Here is a 17,216-nt window from a genome sequence, read left to right as displayed (position 1 = left end):
GGGTTTTTCAAGCAAGCCATGCGCCCAAGGCAAGGCGGCACTGGGCGCCATGGGCATCGGCACAGGCTGCGCGCGACGGCTTACACCAAGCCCAGCGCCCCGGCCACGGCGCCCGCCGCGATCAGCCACAGCGGGCTGAGGCGCCAGCGCCAGGACACCAGCGCGCTGCCCGCGAACAGTGCCAGCGCGCCCAGGTGCGCATGCGCGGGCTCGGCCAGCAGCCAGCCGGTGGACAGCAGCAGCGCCACCGTCAGCGGCGCCAGGCCGCCGGTGAAGGCGCGCACCCCGCGGCTGTCGCGACGGCGGCGGCTCCAGTGCGCCAGCGCCAGCGTGAGCGCGCTGGAAGGCAGCAGGATGCCGGCCATGGTGGCAATCGCACCCATCACGCCGCCGAGCTGCCAGCCCAGCACCGCCACGAACAGCACGTTGGGGCCGGGCGCGGACTGTGCCAGCGCGATGGACTGGCTGAAATCGGCGCCGCTGATCCAGCCGTGCTCGCGCACCATGAAGCGGTGCATCTCGGGCGCGGTGGTGATCGCGCCGCCGATGGACAGCAGCGACAGCAGCATGAAATGCAGGATCAGCTGGGCCCAGTCGCCCCAGCCCAGCGCGGCGGCGGCGCTCATTCGGGCTTCACCTCAGCCCCCAGCCGCCACCAGGCCCACAGCACCGAGCCCACGCCCACGCTGCCCAGCACCGCCGGCAGCGGCCAGTGCAGCACCAGGATCAGCACCAGCGACAGTGCCACCACGCCCAGCGCCGCCAGCCAGCCCAGTGGGCTCTTGCGCAACGAGGGCAGCAGCTTCAAGCCCATGGCGAGCACCAGCCCGGCCGCCACGGCGGCCATGCCGCGCAGCGCGCCGGCCACGGGCGCGAGCTCGTTGAAGCGGCCGTACAGCGCTACCAGCGCCAGCACGATCAACGTCGGCACGGCGGTGAGTCCCAGCAGCGCCGCCACGGCGCCGCGCAGGCCGAAGTGGCGGTGGCCGAACATCAGCGCCATGTTCACGATGTTGGGCCCGGGCAGCACCTGCCCCAGCGCCAGCAGTTCCAGGAATTCCGCCTTGGTCAGCCAGCCGCGTCGTTCGACCAGCTCGTGCTGCGCCACCGGCAGCACGCCGCCGAAGCCCTGCAGCGCCAACTGGTTGAAGGCCAGCGCCAGCGCCCACGCGCTGCGCGGCCGGTGCGCGGGCCGTTCCCCGCTCAACGAACCACCTGGAGCGCTTGCGGGTTGACGATGTTGGTGGGCTGCTTGTTGATGTAGGCCAGCACGTTGTCGAAGGCCGCGCCGAAGTACAGCTCGTAGCTGTCCTGCTCCACGTAGCCGATGTGCGGCGTGCACACGGCGTTCTCCAGCCGCAGCAGCGGGTGGCCCTGCAGGATGGGCTCGGACTCGAACACGTCCACCGCCGCCATGCCCGGGCGGCCCTTGTTCAGCGCCGACACCAGCGCGTTCTCTTCCAGCAGCTCCGCGCGCGAGGTGTTGACGAAGAGCGAGGTGGGCTTCATGCGCGAGAGATCCTCCAGCGTCACCATGCCGCGCGTGTCGTCGTTGAGGCGCAGGTGCAGGCTCAACACGTCGCAGCGCTCGAAGAAGTCCTGCTTGCTGCTGGCCACCAGGTGGCCATCGGCCTGGGCCTTGGCGAGGGAGGGCTCGCGGCCCCACACCAGTACCTCCATGCCGAAGGCGCGCGCGTAGCCGGCCACGATCCGGCCGATCTTGCCGTAACCCCACAGGCCCAGCGTCTTGCCGCGCAGCACCATGCCGAGCCCAAAGTTCGGCGGCATCGACGCGGCCTTGAGCCCGGACTGCTGCCATGCGCCGTGCTTGAGGTTGCTGATGTACTGCGGCAGCCGCCGCATGGCGGCCATGATCAGGGCCCACGTCAGCTCCGCCGGCGCCACCGGCGAGCCCACGCCCTCGGCCACGGCGATGCCCAGCCGCGTGCAGGCCTCGATGTCGATGTGCGAGCCCACGCGGCCGGTCTGCGAGATCAGCCGCAGCTTGGGCAACTTCTCCAGCAGCATGCGCGGGAACTGTGTGCGCTCGCGAATGAGCACCAGCACCTCCGCGTCACGCAGGCGCACCGAGAGCTGTCCAATGCCCTTGACGGTATTGGTGAACACCTTGGCGTTGAGGTGTTCGAGCTTGCTGGCGCAGCGCAGCTTGCGTACCGCGTCCTGGTAGTCGTCAAGGATGATGATGTTCATGGGCAGCGCGAATTCTGCCTGCGCCGCTCAACGAGCTCTCCAGGACGAGGCTCGTGACACCGCCGAAGGGCAGCGCCAAGCGCGCTCAGCGCCGCGGGGGGGCCGACGGCGCGGAGGTCAGGCGCCGGGTCGGGAAGTGCCGGTCCACCGCCGCCATGCGCCGCTGCGCTTCGGACTCGCTGCTGTGCCGCGCCACCAGCCCGAACACCGCCGAGCGCAGGTGCCACAGCTCCTGTAGCCCCGGGCTCACGCGTACGCGGGCGCGCAGCCGCTCGGCTTCCTCGCCCGGCAAGCCTTCCAGGGCCGCCTCGAAGGCTTGGCGCGCCTCGTCGGACAGGCCGTCCGACCACGGCCACAGCCAGCGCATGAGGTAGTGCCAGCGGCTGTCATACGTGCCGAAGCTGCTTGGCCCAGGCGGGCAGACTTCGGTACGGCGACAGGGGCGGCGGAAGAATCTCATGGCACGCAACAAGGTTGCGCCCATTGTCCAAGCAGCGCCCTGCGCCCGAACCCGTGAAATACGCCGCTTGACAGTCGCATTTCAAACAGTAACCGACTGTGAAAATCGAGCTTCGAGACTGAAGCGGGATGGCCGGTTTGTAGCCGATGGCCAGCCGCCCGGCAGGCCAGGCGCTTGACTGGAGAGAGGGGAATCCTGGCCGGCGGCGGAGCATCGTCCGCCGCCGCGCCACCGCGGCCCGGGCGGGCCACGGCGCCGCGCGTCACATCAGCGGCGTGTTGCGGATCAAGCCCACGGCCACGCCTTCGAGCGCGAAGTCGTTGCTGCCGGAGGCGATGCGAATGGGCTGGAACTCGGGGTTCTCGGGCAGCAGCTCGATGCCCGCGCGCGTGCGCTGGAAGCGCTTGACCGTGACCTCGTCGCCCAGGCGCGCCACGACGATCTGGCCGTTGCGCGCGTCGTCAGCCTTCTGCACCGCCAGCAGGTCGCCGTCGAGGATGCCCGCGTCGCGCATGCTCATGCCGCGCACGCGCAGCAGGTAGTCGGGCTTGGTGGGGAAGAGCGCGGGGCTGACCTGATAGAGCTGGTCGATGTGCTCCTGCGCCAGGATCGGGCTGCCGGCGGCCACGCGGCCCACCAGCGGCAGCGACAGCGCCGCGGCCATGACGCTGGAGGGCAGCGGTGCGTCCTCGGCGCGCGCGGATCGCAGGGCGCGCAGCGTGTCGGACTTGAGGCGGATGCCGCGCGAGGTGCCGCCCACGAGCTCGATGGCGCCCTTGCGCGCCAGCGCCTGCAGGTGTTCCTCGGCGGCGTTGGCGGAGCGGAAGCCCAGCTGCGCCGCGATCTCGGCCCGCGTCGGCGGCGCGCCGGTGCGCTCGATGGCCTCCTGTACCAGGTCGAACACCTGCTGTTGGCGGGGCGTGAGAGTGGGGTTCATGGGGCGGCTCGCGCGGCTGGTGGAATTGCTGCGCGCTGCGGCCTGGGGCCGGGCGCGAGGGCGGAGGTCGGAATCCATACCTGTATTTTCATCCATGGAGTGAGCGCGTGCAAAGCCGATTTGCCGTGCCGCGGTCGCTGGCCGCAAGCCGCGCCGTGCGCTCCGCATAGGCCGCGGCAAGCCGACATGAAAACGGCGCCCCACGGGCGCCGCTCGTCGATGCGGGGCGGGCCGCCGCACGGCCCTGCGTGGCTCACACCACGTTGAGCTTCACGTCCACGTTGTTGCGCGTGGCGTTCGAGTACGGGCAGACCTCGTGCGCCTCGGCCACCAGCTTCTCGGCGGCGGCGCGGTCCATGCCGGGGATGGAGATGTCCATGTCCACCTGGATGCCGAAGGCGCCGGGCTTGTTGGCGTGCGGGCCGATGGCGACCTTGGACGTGATCGACACCTCGCCCGGCAACTGCAGCTTCTGCCGCCCGGCCACCGCCTTCATCGCGCCGATGAAGCAGGCCGAGTAGCCCGCGGCGAAAAGCTGTTCCGGGTTCGTGCCCTGGCCGTCGTCGCCGCCCAGCGCCTTGGGCGTGGACAGCGTCACCGTCAGCCGCCCGTCGTCGGACTTCGCGCTGCCCGCGCGGCCGCCCGTGGCGGTGGCGGTGGCGGTGTAGAGGGCTTTTTCGATCGCCATGGTCTTCCTCATAGGGTCGTTGGAGGGGGTGGCAGTGTAGGAATCTGGCGCCATGGCGCACCCGGGGAACGTCCCTGTCGCAACCAAGGGCATACGGCTTGCCGAACGGCTGCCTATCGACAGCTTTTTTTCTCCGGCAACCCGATGACCGCCAACAATCTTCCCGCGGCGTTGCGCCGTTCCCTGCGCCGCACTTTTGGCCTGCGCGAGTTACGCGAAGGCCAGCAGGCCGTGATCGAGCGCGTGCTCGCCGGCCAGGACACCCTGGCCGTCATGCCCACCGGGGCGGGCAAGTCGCTGTGCTACCAGCTGCCCGCGCTGCACCTGGACGGGCGCACGGTGGTGGTGTCGCCGCTGATCGCGCTGATGCACGACCAGGCCAGCAAGCTCGAAGAGGCGGGCGTGGAGGCCGCGCAGCTCAACAGCGCGCGGCCCGCGTCCGAGCAGAAGGACTCCATGGCGCGCATCGCCGAGGCGCGCAGCGACATCGTGTTCACCACGCCCGAGCGGCTGGAGGACGTGGACTTCGTCGAGACGCTGCGCCAGGCCGGCGTGGCGCTGCTGGTGGTGGACGAGGCGCACTGCATCTCGCAGTGGGGGCACGACTTCCGCCCGGCCTTCCTGGGCATCGGCACCGCGCTGCGCGCGCTGGGCAACCCGCCCGTGCTGGCGCTCACCGCCACCGCCACCGACCAGGTCATCACCGACATCCGCCGCCACCTGGGACGCCCGGAGCTGCAGGTGGTGGACACCGGCGTGTACCGGCCCAACCTGCGCCTGCAGGTGGCCGTGTGCGACAGCGAGAAGCACAAGTTCGAGACGCTGCAGCGGGCGCTGGCCAAGACCACGGGGCCGGGCATCGTCTACGCCGCCACGGTCAAGGCCTGCGAGGAGCTGTACCAGCGCCTGGGCGCCGCGGGCGAGTCGGTCACGCGCTACCACGGCAAGCTGCGCGCGGTCGAGCGCCATGCCAACCAGGAGCGCTTCATGAGCGGGCAGGCGCGGGTGATGGTGGCGACCAACGCCTTCGGCATGGGCATCGACAAGGCCGACCTGCGCTTCGTGCTGCACTACCAGCTCCCCGGCAGCCTGCTGACCTACTACCAGGAAGCCGGCCGCGCCGGGCGCGACGGCGAGGCCGCCGACTGCGCGCTGCTCTACCACCGTCCGGACCGCCAGGTGCAGCAGTTCTTCCTCGCGCGCAGCCGGCCCGATCGGGATGAGCTGCGCGCGGTGCTGGACGCGCTGAGCCAGGCGCCGATGTCGGCGGCGGCGCTGCTGCAGCGCTTGCGGGGCTTCACGCGCCACCGCCTCATGCACGTGCTGACGCTGCTGCGCGACGCGGGCGTGGTGCGCGCCAACCGCACGCGCGCGTGGTCGCTGCTGCCGGGCGCCGAGTCGCTGGACCTGGCCCCGCTGGTGGCGGACTACGACGCCCGCGCCGAGCACGAGCACGAGGCGCTGGAGCGCATGGTGTTCTATGCGCAGACGGGCCTGTGCCGCTGGCGCGTGCTGCTGGAGTATTTCGAGCAGGAGCCGCCCTTCGAGGGCGAGCACTGCGGGCACTGCGACAACTGCCTGAACTTCGCGGCGGCCCAGGAGGCGGCGCAGGCCGAGGCGCTACGGCCCGCCGTCGCCGCCACACCGGCGGCGGCCAACGAGGCGATCCCGGCCGCGGCGCTGCAGGAGCAGCCGAGCCCGCAGGCGGTGACGCCGGGGCCGGGCTTGGCCCTGCCCGAGCCGCCGGCGCCAGCAACCCCACCGCCCAGCCTGCGCAAGCCTGCCAAGCCGCCGTCGCTGTCCACGCCGGCGCCGTTCCAGGTCGGCGAAGCGGTGCGCGTGCCGCGCTATGGCAGCGGCCGTGTCGCCTCGGCCAGCGCGGAAGAGGTGGCGATCCAGTTCCCGGACGGGCGCACGCGGCGCTTCGTGGCGCAGTACGTGCAGCGGGAGGAGGAGGCGGCCACGGTGCCGGTGCAAGGCGCCGCTGCGGCCTGAGCCGCCCGGCCGCAGGCACGGCGTATGGCGGCGAGCGGCTGCCGCAAGCGGCCGTATGGGCCGCTGAGCGCTACCCCGCCAACTGCTCCAACTGCTCCCCCAGCTCCAGCCACCGCATTTCCAGCTCCTCGATCTCCTCCTCCAGCGCCTTGAGCTGCCTCCCGGCATCCGCGCGCTGCTGAGGGGAAAGGTCCGCCGCGCCCAGTGAGGCGAGGGCAGCGTCGCGCTCCTCGGTGGCCTTGGCCAGCCGCGTTTCGACCTTCTTGAGCTCGTTCTTGATCGGCTTGGCCTGTTCGTTGAGCTTCTGCCGCTGCGCCGCCGCGGCCTTGCGCTCTTCCTTGCGGTTCACCGGCGCCTCGCCGGCCGCCGCGGCTGCGGCAGCCGCCTGGGCCGCCGCCGCATCCTTCAGCGCCCGTGCCGCCTCCTTGGCCTGCTCCAGCAGCCAGCGCTGGTAGTCGTCCAGGTCGCCGTCGAAGGGCTCCACGCCGCCGCGGCTCACCAGCCAGAACTCGTCGCACACCTCGCGCAGCAGGGCGCGGTCGTGGCTCACCAGCATGACGGTGCCTTCGAACTCGTTGAGCGCCATCGACAGCGCCTCGCGCGTCGTCAGGTCCAGGTGGTTCGTCGGTTCGTCCAGCAGCAGCAGGTTGGGGCGCTGCCACACCAGGCTCGCCAGGACCAGCCGCGCCTTCTCGCCGCCGGAGAGCGTGCCCACCGGCTGCGCCGCCATCTCGCCGCCGAAGCGGAACTGGCCCAGGAAGTCGCGCAGCTCCTGCTCGCGTGCCTGCGGGCTCACCACCTTGGCCAGCCGCACCATGTGCGACAGGGGCGTGTCCTCCGCGTGCAGCAGATCCATCTCCTGCTGCGCGAAGTAGCCGATGGTCAGCCCCTTGCCCTCGGTCAGCGTGCCGGCGATCGGCGCCAGCTCGCGCGCCACGGTTTTCACCAGCGTGGATTTGCCCTGGCCGTTCGCTCCCAGGATGCCGATGCGCTGTCCCGCCAGCACCGTGCGATTCACGTTGCGCACGATGGTCACCGAGCCGCCGCCCTCCTGCGGGTAGCCGCACTCCAGCGCGCGCAGGCTCAGCATCGGGTTGGGCAGGTTCGCCGGCTCGCGGAACTCGAACGAGAAATCGCTGGCGGTGAGCACCGGCGCGAGCTTCTCCATGCGGTCCAGCGCCTTCACGCGGCTCTGCGCCTGCTTCGCCTTGGTCGCCTTGGCCTTGAAGCGGTCGATGAAACGCTGCAGCTGCGCGATCTTGTCCTGCTGCCGCTCGTAGGCCGAAGCCTGCTGGCTCAGCCGCTCGGCGCGCATGGACTCGAAGGCCGTGTAGTTGCCGCCGTAGCGGTCGAGCTTGGCGTTCTCCAGGTGCAGCGTGACGCCGGTGATGGCGTCCAGGAACTCGCGGTCGTGGCTGATCACCAGCAGCGTGCCCTTGAAGCGCTGCAGCCAGCCTTCCAGCCACACCAGCGCGTCCAGGTCCAGGTGGTTCGTGGGCTCGTCCAGCAGCAGCAGGTCGGCCGGGCACATCAGGGCCCGCGCCAGCTGCAGCCGCATGCGCCAGCCGCCGGAAAAGCTGTTCACCGGGGCGTCGAGCTGCTGCAGCTTGAAACCCAGGCCCAGCAGCAGGGCCTGCGCGCGCGAGCGCGCGTCGAAGGCGCCGGCTTCCTCCAGCTTCACGTGCGCCTCGGCAATCGCATGGCCGTCGTTGCGGCCTTCCGCGGCGACGAGGGACTCGCGCGCCTCCACCAGCGGCAGGTCGCCGTCCAGCACGAAGTCGGTGGCCGGTTGCTCGGTCTCGGGCATGGCCTGCGCCACCTCGCCCAGGCGCCAGGTCGGCGGCATCTCGAAGTCGCCGGCGTCGGCCAGCAGCCGCCCGGCCATCAGCGCGAACAGGCTCGATTTACCAGCGCCGTTGCGCCCCACCAGGCCCACCTTCTCGCCCGGGTTGAGCGTGACGTTGGCGCCCTCCAGCACCACCTTGGCGCCGCGGCGCAGCGTGACGTTGCGCAGCGTGATCACGGCTGCACCTCCACCAGCGCGGTCAGCATCTCGCGCGTGAGCAGCAGCACCTGGTCGTCGCCCGCGCTCGTGGGCAGCCAGGCCGGGCCCAGGTGCGGGAAGGCGTCCTCGAAGTGCTGGCGCTCATGCCCGATTTCCAGCACCAGCACGCCCTGCGGCGTCAGGTGCGCCGGCACGTCGCGCAGCAGCCGGCGAACGAAATCCATGCCGTCCGCGCCGCCGGCCAGCGCCAGTTCGGGCTCGGCCCGGAATTCCGGCGGCAGCGCCGCCATGGACTCCGAATTGACATAAGGCGGATTGCAGAGGATCAGGTCATAGGCGCCATCGGCCGCCTGCAGGCCGTCGCCCTGGCGCAGCCGGATGCGTTGCGTGAGCTCGTGCTTCTCCACGTTGATGCGCGCCACCTCCAGCGCCTCGGCGCTGAGGTCCGCCGCGTCCACCTCGACCTCGGGCCAGGCGAGGGCGGCCAGCACCGCCAGGCTGCCGTTGCCGGTGCACAGGTCCAGCACGCGGCGGGTGTGCTCGCTGAGCCACGCATCCAGCGTGCCGTCGGCCAGCGGCTCGGCGATGAGCGAGCGCGGCACGATGGTCCGCTCGTCCACGTAGAAAGGCACGCCCTGCAGCCAGGCCTCCTTCGTGAGGTAGGCGGCGGGTTTGCGGGTGCTGATGCGTTCGTCCACCAGCGCGTCCACGGCGGCGACTTCGTTGGCCGTGAGCTCGCGCTCGGCCACGCCGTCGAGGTCTTCCAGCGGCAGGCCCAGTTTCCACAGCACCAGCCAGGCGGCTTCGTCGAAGGCGTTGGTGGTGCCGTGGCCGAAGCTCAGGCCGGCCTCTTCCATGCGCTGGGCGCTGCGCTCCAGCAGGGCGATGAGTTTCATGGGGTCGATTCTTTCCCCCGTTCGCCCTGAGCTCGTCGAAGGGCCCAGCCCGAACGGAAAACGGGTGTCAGGGGGTGGCCAGCAGCCGCTCCAGCGTGCGCCTGTAAATGTTCTTCAGCCCTTCGACGCTGGCCGTTTCCACGTGCTCGTCGATCTTGTGGATGGTGGCGTTCACCGGCCCGAACTCCACCACCTGCGGGCAGATGCGGGCGATGAAGCGGCCGTCCGAGGTGCCGCCGCTGGTGGACAGCTCGGTGGCGATGCCGGTCTCGTCCTGGATCGCCCCCGCCAGCGCCGTGCACAGCGAACCCTCGCGCGTGAGGAAGGGGTTGCCGCTCAGCGTCCAGGTGATCTCGTACTGCAGCCCGTGGCGCTCCAGCAGGCTGATCACGCGCTGCTTCAACCCCTCGGCGGTGCTCTCGGTGCCGAAGCGGAAGTTGAAATCGACCACCGCCTCGCCCGGGATCACGTTGCCCGCGCCGGTGCCCGCGTGCAGGTTGGAAATCTGAAAGCTCGTGGGCGGGAAGTGCTCGTTGCCGCGGTCCCACTCGATGGCGATCAGCTCGGCCAGCGCCGGTGCCAGCTCGTGCAGCGGGTTGCGCGCGAGCTGCGGATAGGCGATGTGGCCCTGCACGCCGATGACGCGCAGCCGCCCGGACAGCGAGCCGCGGCGGCCGTTCTTGATCATGTCGCCCAGCCGGCTCACCGAGGTGGGCTCGCCCACGATGCAGGCATCCAGCCGCTCGCCGCGCTGCTGCAGCAGCTCCACCAGGCGCACGGTGCCGTCGTGGCCCGGGCCTTCCTCGTCGCTGGTGAGCATGAAGGCGATGGCGCCGGCATGGTCGGGCTGCGCGGCGACGAACTCCTCCACCGCCACCACCATGGCGGCCAGCGAGGTCTTCATGTCCGCCGCGCCGCGACCGTAAAGCTTGCCTTGGCGGTGCGAGGGCACGAAAGGGTCGGAGTTCCACTGCCCCAGGGGACCCGGCGGCACGACATCCGTATGGCCGGCGAAGGCGAAGGTGGGGCCGGGTTTGCCGCCGCGGCGGATCGCCCACAGGTTGGCGACGCGGAAATCCTCCGGGCCATGCTGCAGCAGCTCGCACTCGAAGCCGAGCGGGCGCAGGCGCTGCGCGATGAGGTCCTGGCAGCCGGCGTCCTCCGGCGTGACGGAGCGGCGCGCGATCAGCGCCTCGGCGAGTTCTAGGGTGGTGGTCATGACGGGGCCGAGGGGCCGATCAAAGGCCCGAAATGCAAACAGTCATCGGGGGCTGTTGCAGCCCCCATGCGTGATCAGGCGCGCAGCAGCTCGTTGATGCTGGTCTTGGCGCGGGTCTGCGCGTCCACCTTCTTCACGATCACGGCGCAGTACAGGCTGTACTTGCCATCGGCGCTGGGCAGGTTGCCGCTGACAACCACCGAGCCCGCGGGCACGCGGCCGTACGTCACCTCGCCCGTGGCGCGGTCGTAGATCTTGGTGCTCTGGCCGATGTACACGCCCATGCTGATCACGGAATTCTCCTCCACGATCACGCCTTCCACGATCTCCGAGCGCGCGCCGATGAAGCAGTTGTCCTCGATGATCGTCGGGTTGGCCTGCAGCGGCTCCAGCACGCCGCCGATGCCGACGCCGCCGGAGAGGTGCACGTTCTTGCCGATCTGCGCGCAAGAGCCCACGGTGGCCCAGGTGTCCACCATCGTGCCCTCGTCGACGTAGGCGCCGATGTTCACGTAGGAGGGCATCAGCACCGCGCCGCGGCCGATGTAGCTGCCGCGGCGAGCCACGGCCGGCGGCACCACGCGCACGCCGCTGGCGCGCATTTCCTCGTCCGGGGCGGTGGCGAACTTGGTGTCCACCTTGTCGTAGAAGCCCAGGTCGCCGGCGCGGATGATCTGGTTGTCCTTCAGGCGGAAGCTCAGCAGCACCGCCTTCTTGATCCACTGGTGCACCGTCCATTGGCCCACGCCCTCGCGCGTGGCCACGCGCAGGCGCCCGGCGTTGAGATCGGCAATCACCGTCTCCACGGCCTCGCGCACCTCGGCGGGGGCGCTGGCGGGCGAGAGGCTGGCGCGGTCTTCCCACGCGGCATCGATGACGGCTTGCAGTTGCTGGCTCATGGCTGTCCTTGAGAGGGGGTATTACTTGGATTCGGGGGAGTACGTGGCGGTGAAGGCCACGATGCGGCGCGCGGCTTCGAGGCATTCCTCTACGCCCGCCACCAGGGCCATGCGGATGCGGCCGCGGCCAGGATTGACACCGTGCGCATCGCGGGCGAGCAGGCTGCCCGGCAGCACCGCGACATTGTATTGAGCGAGCAACTCCAGGCTGAAACGGATGTCGTCCCCGCCCGGCACGCCGGCCCACAGGTAGAAGCTTGCGTCCGGCAACTTCACGTCCAGCACCTCGGCCAGCATGGGCGTCACCAACTCGAACTTTTGCCGGTACAGCGCGCGGTTCTCGACGACGTGCAGCTCGTCGCCCCAGGCCGCGATGCTGGCCGCCTGCACCACGCCGCTCATGGCGCTGCCGTGATACGTCCGGTACAGCAGGAAGTCTTTCAGGATGGCCGCATCACCCGCCACGAAGCCCGAGCGCATGCCCGGCACGTTGGAGCGCTTGGACAGGCTGGTCAGCACGATCAGCCGCTTGAAGTCGTCGCGGCCCAGGATCTTCGCCGCCTGCAGCGCGCCCAGCGGCGGCTCGTCGCGGAAGTAGATCTCCGAGTAGCACTCGTCGCTGGCGATGACGAAACCGTGCCGGTCGCTGAGCTCGAAGAGCATCTTCCACTCTTCCAGCGGCGCCACCGCGCCGGTCGGGTTGCCGGGCGAGCACACGTACAGCAGTTGCGTGCGTGACCAGGTGGCCTCGTCGATGGCGGACCAATCCGGCGCGAAGTTGCGCGCCGGGTCGCTGTTGGCGAACACCACGTCGGCGCCGGCCAGCAGGGCCGCGCCCTCGTAGATTTGGTAGAACGGATTCGGGCACACCACCGTGGCGCCCGCGCGCGTCGGGTCGATCACGGTCTGCGCCAGCGCGAACAGCGCCTCGCGCGAGCCGTTGACCGGCAGCACCTGCGTGGCGGGATTGAGCGCCACGCCGTAGCGCCGCTGCACCCAGCCCGCGCAAGCCTCGCGCAGCTTCGGGCTGCCGGCGGTGGGCGGGTAGCCCGAGAGTTCCTGCAGGTTGCCGATGAGCGCCTGCTCCACCAGTGCCGGCGTGGCGTGCTTGGGCTCGCCGATGCCCAGGCTGATCGGGCGCAGCGCGGGGTTCGGGACGATGTCCTTGGTGAGCGCGCGCAGCCGCTCGAAGGGGTACGGATTGAGGCGTTGGAGCAGCGGGTTCATTGGCTTCTTCTTTCCCGTTCGCCCTGAGCTTGTTGAAGGGCTCAGCCCGAACGAAATTCTTTAATTTCTGATTTCCGTTCGTCCTGAGGTATCGAAGGATGAACGGCCCCGGCTGTGCGGCAGGCGTACGAGCCTGTCGGATTCGTCCTTCGATACCTCAGGACGAACGGGTTGGCGGGTCCGAAGACTTGATGCGATCCGGCTCACAACTTCCCAACGCAGTTGGCCGCGCCGCATTGGCAGCGCAGCCGGCCTTCGTGGTGCGTCTCGCCGTAGTTCACGGTGATTTCCTCGCCCGGCGCGATGGCGCGCAGCGCGTAGAACTCGACTCGGCCCTGGCGGATGCACAGCCGCGCGTTGGGCGCGCAGGAGTGGTTGGTGAAGCGCATCGGGTCGGTGGAGCGGTGGAAGTCGATCGCCTTCTTCTCCGACACCTCCACGATCATCACGCGCTCGTAGCGCGTGGCGCGGATGCGCGCGGCCTCGACGCTGATCGACTCGCCGCGGATCTCGCCGATCTTCACCCGCGGCGGGATCGGCTCCTTGGCGAACACGCCATGGCCGTCGATGAGGCTGCGCTGCACCAGCACGTCGAACTTCTGCCAGGGGGGCCGCACGACGGGCGGCGCCGCGAGCTCGGTGCCTGAGCCCGTGGCCGGAGCCTCGTGCGACGCGCCCATCACAGCAGCCCGCGCTCTTCGGCGTGCGAGGGCAGGTCCACGCGCGGCTGCGGCTTCCAGCCGCGCTTGCGGTGCTCGACCACCACGTTGGTGTAGATGCCGCCGCGCACGTACCACTTGGCCGTGATGCGCACGAAACGCGGCTTCGTGGCCTTCACGATGTCGTCGAGGATGGTGTTGGTCACCTTCTCGTGGAACGCGCCTTCGTTGCGGTAGCTCCAGAAGTACATCTTCAGGCTCTTGAGCTCCACGCACAGCTCGTCGGCGATCATGTCGATCGTGAAGTGCGCGAAGTCGGGCTGGCCGGTGAGCGGGCAGTGGCAGGTGAACTCGGGCACCTGGAACTGGATCACGTAGTCACGCTCGGGCGCCGGGTTCGGGAACACGTGCAGCTCCTTGCTCGGGGCGCTGGGCGGGTTCGGCGGCATCTGGCGCTGGCGGCTCGCGGGCAGCTTCTCGGCGACGGAGCGCTTGCGGGCAGCGCCGGCGCTGCTCTTGGCGGCGGCTTTCTTGGCGGCGGGAGCCGCGGTCTTGCTGGGCATGGGAACTTTTGGAAAGGATTCGTAGCCGCCCGGGCGGCGAGGGGCGCGATGGTATCATCCGGCCCGCTTTCGCCTGGCGCGCCCGCGCTAATTTCCCTTAGGAATCAACTACTTGGCCTGCGGCTGATTCATCCGCCCCGGGCCATGGCGCTGCATGCGGCTCAACCAGATCAAGCTCTCCGGTTTCAAATCTTTCGCTGAACCGACCACTTTCCAGCTGCCCGGACAGCTCGTGGGCGTGGTGGGTCCCAACGGCTGTGGCAAGTCCAACATCATGGATGCGGTGCGCTGGGTGCTGGGCGAGTCCAAGGCCAGCGAGCTGCGTGGCGAGTCCATGCAGGACGTCATCTTCAACGGCTCGGGCAACCGCAAGCCCGCCAGCCGCGCCAGCGTGGAGCTGGTCTTCGACAACAGCAGCGCCCGCGCCGGCGGCCCTTGGAGCCGCTACAGCGAGATCGCGGTGAAGCGCGTGCTCACCCGCGACGGCACCAGCAGCTACTACATCAACAATCAGCCCGTGCGCCGGCGCGACGTGCAGGACGTGTTCCTCGGCACCGGCCTGGGCCCGCGTGCCTACGCCATCATCGGCCAGGGCACCATCAGCCGGATCATCGAGAGCAAGCCCGAGGAGCTGCGGCTGTTCCTGGAAGAGGCCGCGGGCGTGTCCAAGTACAAGGAGCGCCGCCGCGAAACCGAGCTGCGGCTGCGCGACACGCGCGAGAACCTGCTGCGCGTCGAGGACATCCTGCGCGAGCTCGACAGCAACCTCGTCAAGCTGGAGAAGCAGGCGGAAGTTGCGCAGCGCTACAAGCTGCTGCAGGAGCAGGGCACGCTGAAGCTGCATCAGCTCTGGTATCTGAAACACCGCGACGCCAGCACCGAGGAGGCGCGCGTGAAGGCCGCCATCGCCGAGGCCCAGGGCGTGCTGGCGCAGCGCATGGAGGAGCTGGCCCAGGTCGAGGCCGAGCTCGAAGAGGTCAAGGGCGCGCACTTCGCCGCCAGCGACGCGCTGCACATGGAGCAGGGAAAACTGTCGGACGCGGCGCTGGAGGTCAGCCGGCTGGAGGAGCGCATCCGCTACGTGGCCGAGGGCCGCGACCGTGCCCAGCAGCGTCTGGCCGAGCTGCGCGCGCAGGACGCGCAGTGGGCGCAGCGCCGCGAGCACGCCGCCGAGGAGCTGGAGCTCATCGCCGAGAAGATCGCCGCCGCCGAGGAGCAGGCCGAGCTGCTGGCCGCGCAGTCCGAGGAACAGGCCGAGCGCCTGCCTGAGGTCGAGGAAGCGCAACGCCAGGCCGCCGGCCGCGTGGCCGCGCAGCACCAGCGCGTGGCACAGGTGCAGCAGCAACTGCAGTTGCTGGCCGCCGATGGGCGCCACCTGCAGGAGCAGCAGCGCCAGCTCAACAGCCGCCGCGAACGCCTGCACGGCGAAGGCCAGGCGCTGCAGGCGCCCGATCCCGACCACCTGGCCGAGCTGCAGCAGCAAAGCGAGGACGCCGCCGCCGCGCAGGCCCAGGCCGAGGAGCAACTGCACGCGCTGAGCGAGGACCTGCCGCAGCTCGACGCCGCGCGGCGCCAGGCGCAGGAGGCGCTCAACGCCGAGACCGCGCGCCAGGCCCAGGTCGCGGCCCGGCTGCAGGCGCTGCGCGCGCTGCAGGAGAAGGTGCAGACCGAGGGCAAGCTCAAACCCTGGCTGGCCAAGCATGGGCTGGAAGGGCTGCAGGGCCTGTGGAAGCAGCTCCACATCGAGCCGGGCTGGGAGACGGCGCTGGAGTCCGCGTTGCGCGAGCGGCTGTCCGCGCTGCCCGTGGGCCGGCTCGACACCGTGCGCGCCTTCGAGCGCGACGCGCCGCCGGCCAAGCTGGCCTTCTATCACGCACCCGATGCCGAGATCCCCGTCACGCACCGCACGCTGCCGCGCCTGGCCGAGCTGCTGCGCCTGAACGACCGCGGACTGAAGGCGCTGCTGGACGACTGGCTGGAAGGCATCTACACCGCGGGCAACCTGGAAGAGGCGCTGAAGAACCGCGAGGCGCTGACGCACGGCGAGTGGATCGTCACGCGCGAGGGCCACGCGGTGTCGCAGTTCGCCGTGAGCTTCTACGCGCCGGACAGCGAGCAGGCCGGGCTGCTGCAGCGGGCGCAGGAGATCGAGCAGCTGCAGGAAAAGCAATCCGAGGTCGCGCGCGCGGTCGAGGACGCGCAGCACACGCTGCGCCGCGCCGAGAGCGTCTACGGCGAGGCCGCCGCGCAGCTCGGCACGCTGCGCCGCACCGCGGCCGAGGCGCAGACGCAGGCTCATAAACTGCATGTCGAGTGGTTCAAGCTGCACCAGCAGGCCCAGGCCGCCGCCGGGCGCCGCGCGCAGCTGCAGGATGAGCTGCAGGAGATCGACGCCCAGCTCGAAACCCTGGCTGCGCGCCAGGCCGAGGACGAAGCCAGGTTCGAGGAGCTGGACCTGCAGCTCGCGCAGCTGCAGGAAGACGAGGCCGTGGCGCAGGAGGCTGCCGCCGAGGCCGAGCGCCGCGTGGCGCAGGCGCGCGAGCAGTTGCGCGCGCTGGAGCGCCGGGCGCAGGAAGCGCAGTTCGAGACCCGCTCGCTGGGCGCGCGCCGCGGCGAGCTGCAGCGTGCGCTGGAGACGGCCGCGCGCCAGTTGCAGGACAACGCGCAGGCGGCCTCGCAGGTCGCCATCGAGCTGGCCGCCTTCGACGACGCGGCGGCGCAGGAAGGGCTGACGCAGGCGCTGGCCGTGCGCCGCGAGCGCGAGGCCGCGCTGGCCGCGCAGCGCCGCGCCTACGACGAGCTCAGCCTGCGCGTGCGGCAGGTCGATGAGCGGCGGCTGATGGTGGAGCGCGGCCTGCAACCGCTGCGCGAGCAGATCACGCGGCTGCAGCTGGAACAGCAGGCCGCCACGCTGGGCGGCGCGCAGTACCTGGAGCAGCTCACCAACGCGCAGGCGGACCTCGCCGCCATCGAGCAGTCCATCCAGGCCGGGCAAGTGAAGCTGTGGGGACTGCAGGGCGAGATCGACCGCATCCAGCGCGAGATCACCAGCCTGGGCGCGGTGAACCTGGCAGCCCTGGAGGAGCTGGGCGAGGCGCGCGAGCGCAAGGGCTTCCTGGACAAGCAGAACGCCGATCTGCTGGACGCCATCAACACGCTGGAAGACGCGATCCGCCGCATCGACCTGGAGACGCGCGAGCTGCTGACCAGCACCTTCGACCGGGTCAACGACGGCTTCGGCACCATGTTCCCCAGCCTGTTCGGTGGTGGGCAGGCGCGGCTGGTGATGACCGGCTCCGAGATCCTCGACGCCGGCGTGCAGGTGATGGCGCAGCCGCCGGGCAAGAAGAACAGCACCATCCACCTGCTTTCCGGCGGGGAGAAGGCGCTCACCGCGATCGCGCTGGTGTTCGCCATCTTCCAGCTCAACCCGGCGCCGTTCTGCCTGCTGGACGAG

The 17,216-nt window shown here is 70.4% G+C and carries 15 protein-coding genes; 2 read left to right on the top strand and 13 right to left on the bottom strand.

Annotation, left to right across the window (positions count from 1 at the left end; translation table 11 throughout):
- Positions 1-80: 80 nt before the first annotated feature.
- The 6 genes from Q0741_RS06040 to Q0741_RS06015 all read right to left on the bottom strand — a co-directional run bounded on the left by Q0741_RS06040 (position 81) and on the right by Q0741_RS06015 (position 4,296).
- Complete coding sequence (locus Q0741_RS06040; protein ID WP_298232296.1) at positions 81-626, bottom strand: chromate transporter; 546 nt, start codon at positions 624-626, stop codon at positions 81-83.
- Positions 623-1,207, bottom strand: a complete 585-nt coding sequence (locus Q0741_RS06035; RefSeq protein ID WP_298232295.1) for a chromate transporter — start codon at positions 1,205-1,207, stop codon at positions 623-625. Before Q0741_RS06035 ends, Q0741_RS06040 begins: the two co-directional genes overlap by 4 nt.
- Entirely contained in the window at positions 1,204-2,211 is a 1,008-nt protein-coding gene (locus Q0741_RS06030) for a D-2-hydroxyacid dehydrogenase family protein (protein WP_298232294.1), read from the bottom strand. Before Q0741_RS06030 ends, Q0741_RS06035 begins: the two co-directional genes overlap by 4 nt.
- A gap of 85 nt (positions 2,212-2,296) precedes the next feature.
- Positions 2,297-2,578: a hypothetical protein gene (locus tag Q0741_RS06025; RefSeq protein WP_298232293.1), complete on the bottom strand. Its 282-nt coding sequence runs from the start codon at positions 2,576-2,578 to the stop codon at positions 2,297-2,299.
- Positions 2,579-2,933: 355 nt separating this feature from the next.
- Positions 2,934-3,608, bottom strand: a complete 675-nt coding sequence (gene lexA / locus Q0741_RS06020) for a transcriptional repressor LexA (RefSeq protein ID WP_298232292.1) — start codon at positions 3,606-3,608, stop codon at positions 2,934-2,936.
- Between the two features lie 253 nt (positions 3,609-3,861).
- Positions 3,862-4,296, bottom strand: coding sequence for an organic hydroperoxide resistance protein (locus tag Q0741_RS06015; protein WP_298232291.1), 435 nt, complete (start codon positions 4,294-4,296; stop codon positions 3,862-3,864).
- Positions 4,297-4,440: 144 nt separating this feature from the next.
- On the opposite strand from Q0741_RS06015, the gene Q0741_RS06010 reads away from it, so the two are divergent.
- The gene (locus Q0741_RS06010; RefSeq protein WP_298232290.1) at positions 4,441-6,291 is read left to right on the top strand and encodes an ATP-dependent DNA helicase RecQ; all 1,851 of its coding nucleotides are present in this window, start codon (positions 4,441-4,443) and stop codon (positions 6,289-6,291) included.
- Positions 6,292-6,361: 70 nt separating this feature from the next.
- On the opposite strand, the gene Q0741_RS06005 is transcribed toward Q0741_RS06010, so the two are convergent.
- From Q0741_RS06005 to queF, 7 genes are all read right to left on the bottom strand, one after another.
- On the bottom strand, positions 6,362-8,314 hold the full coding sequence (locus Q0741_RS06005) for an ABC-F family ATP-binding cassette domain-containing protein (protein WP_298232289.1): 1,953 nt from the start codon (positions 8,312-8,314) through the stop codon (positions 6,362-6,364).
- Positions 8,311-9,192 (bottom strand): 50S ribosomal protein L3 N(5)-glutamine methyltransferase, encoded by an 882-nt coding sequence (prmB, locus tag Q0741_RS06000; protein WP_298232288.1) that lies wholly within the window; start codon positions 9,190-9,192, stop codon positions 8,311-8,313. Before prmB ends, Q0741_RS06005 begins: the two co-directional genes overlap by 4 nt.
- A 67-nt stretch (positions 9,193-9,259) precedes the next feature.
- Complete coding sequence (gene dapE / locus Q0741_RS05995) at positions 9,260-10,411, bottom strand: succinyl-diaminopimelate desuccinylase (protein ID WP_298232287.1); 1,152 nt, start codon at positions 10,409-10,411, stop codon at positions 9,260-9,262.
- Positions 10,412-10,485: 74 nt separating this feature from the next.
- The gene (gene dapD, locus Q0741_RS05990) at positions 10,486-11,310 is read right to left on the bottom strand and encodes a 2,3,4,5-tetrahydropyridine-2,6-dicarboxylate N-succinyltransferase (RefSeq protein WP_298232286.1); all 825 of its coding nucleotides are present in this window, start codon (positions 11,308-11,310) and stop codon (positions 10,486-10,488) included.
- Between the two features lie 21 nt (positions 11,311-11,331).
- Entirely contained in the window at positions 11,332-12,537 is a 1,206-nt protein-coding gene (dapC, locus tag Q0741_RS05985) for a succinyldiaminopimelate transaminase (RefSeq protein WP_298232285.1), read from the bottom strand.
- A gap of 203 nt (positions 12,538-12,740) precedes the next feature.
- The gene (locus Q0741_RS05980; RefSeq protein WP_298232284.1) at positions 12,741-13,217 is read right to left on the bottom strand and encodes an SET domain-containing protein-lysine N-methyltransferase; all 477 of its coding nucleotides are present in this window, start codon (positions 13,215-13,217) and stop codon (positions 12,741-12,743) included.
- Positions 13,217-13,645 (bottom strand): preQ(1) synthase, encoded by a 429-nt coding sequence (gene queF / locus Q0741_RS05975; RefSeq protein WP_043459066.1) that lies wholly within the window; start codon positions 13,643-13,645, stop codon positions 13,217-13,219. Before queF ends, Q0741_RS05980 begins: the two co-directional genes overlap by 1 nt.
- 268 nt (positions 13,646-13,913) lie before the next feature.
- On the opposite strand from queF, the gene smc reads away from it, so the two are divergent.
- Positions 13,914-17,216: chromosome segregation protein SMC (smc, locus tag Q0741_RS05970; protein WP_298232283.1), on the top strand; the 3,303-nt coding region annotated here is incomplete at its 3' end.

It is taken from the genome of uncultured Azohydromonas sp. (genome assembly GCF_937926365.1).
Taxonomy (GTDB): Bacteria; Pseudomonadota; Gammaproteobacteria; order Burkholderiales; family Burkholderiaceae_C; genus Azohydromonas.
This window is presented reverse-complemented; position numbering and strand designations above follow the sequence as displayed.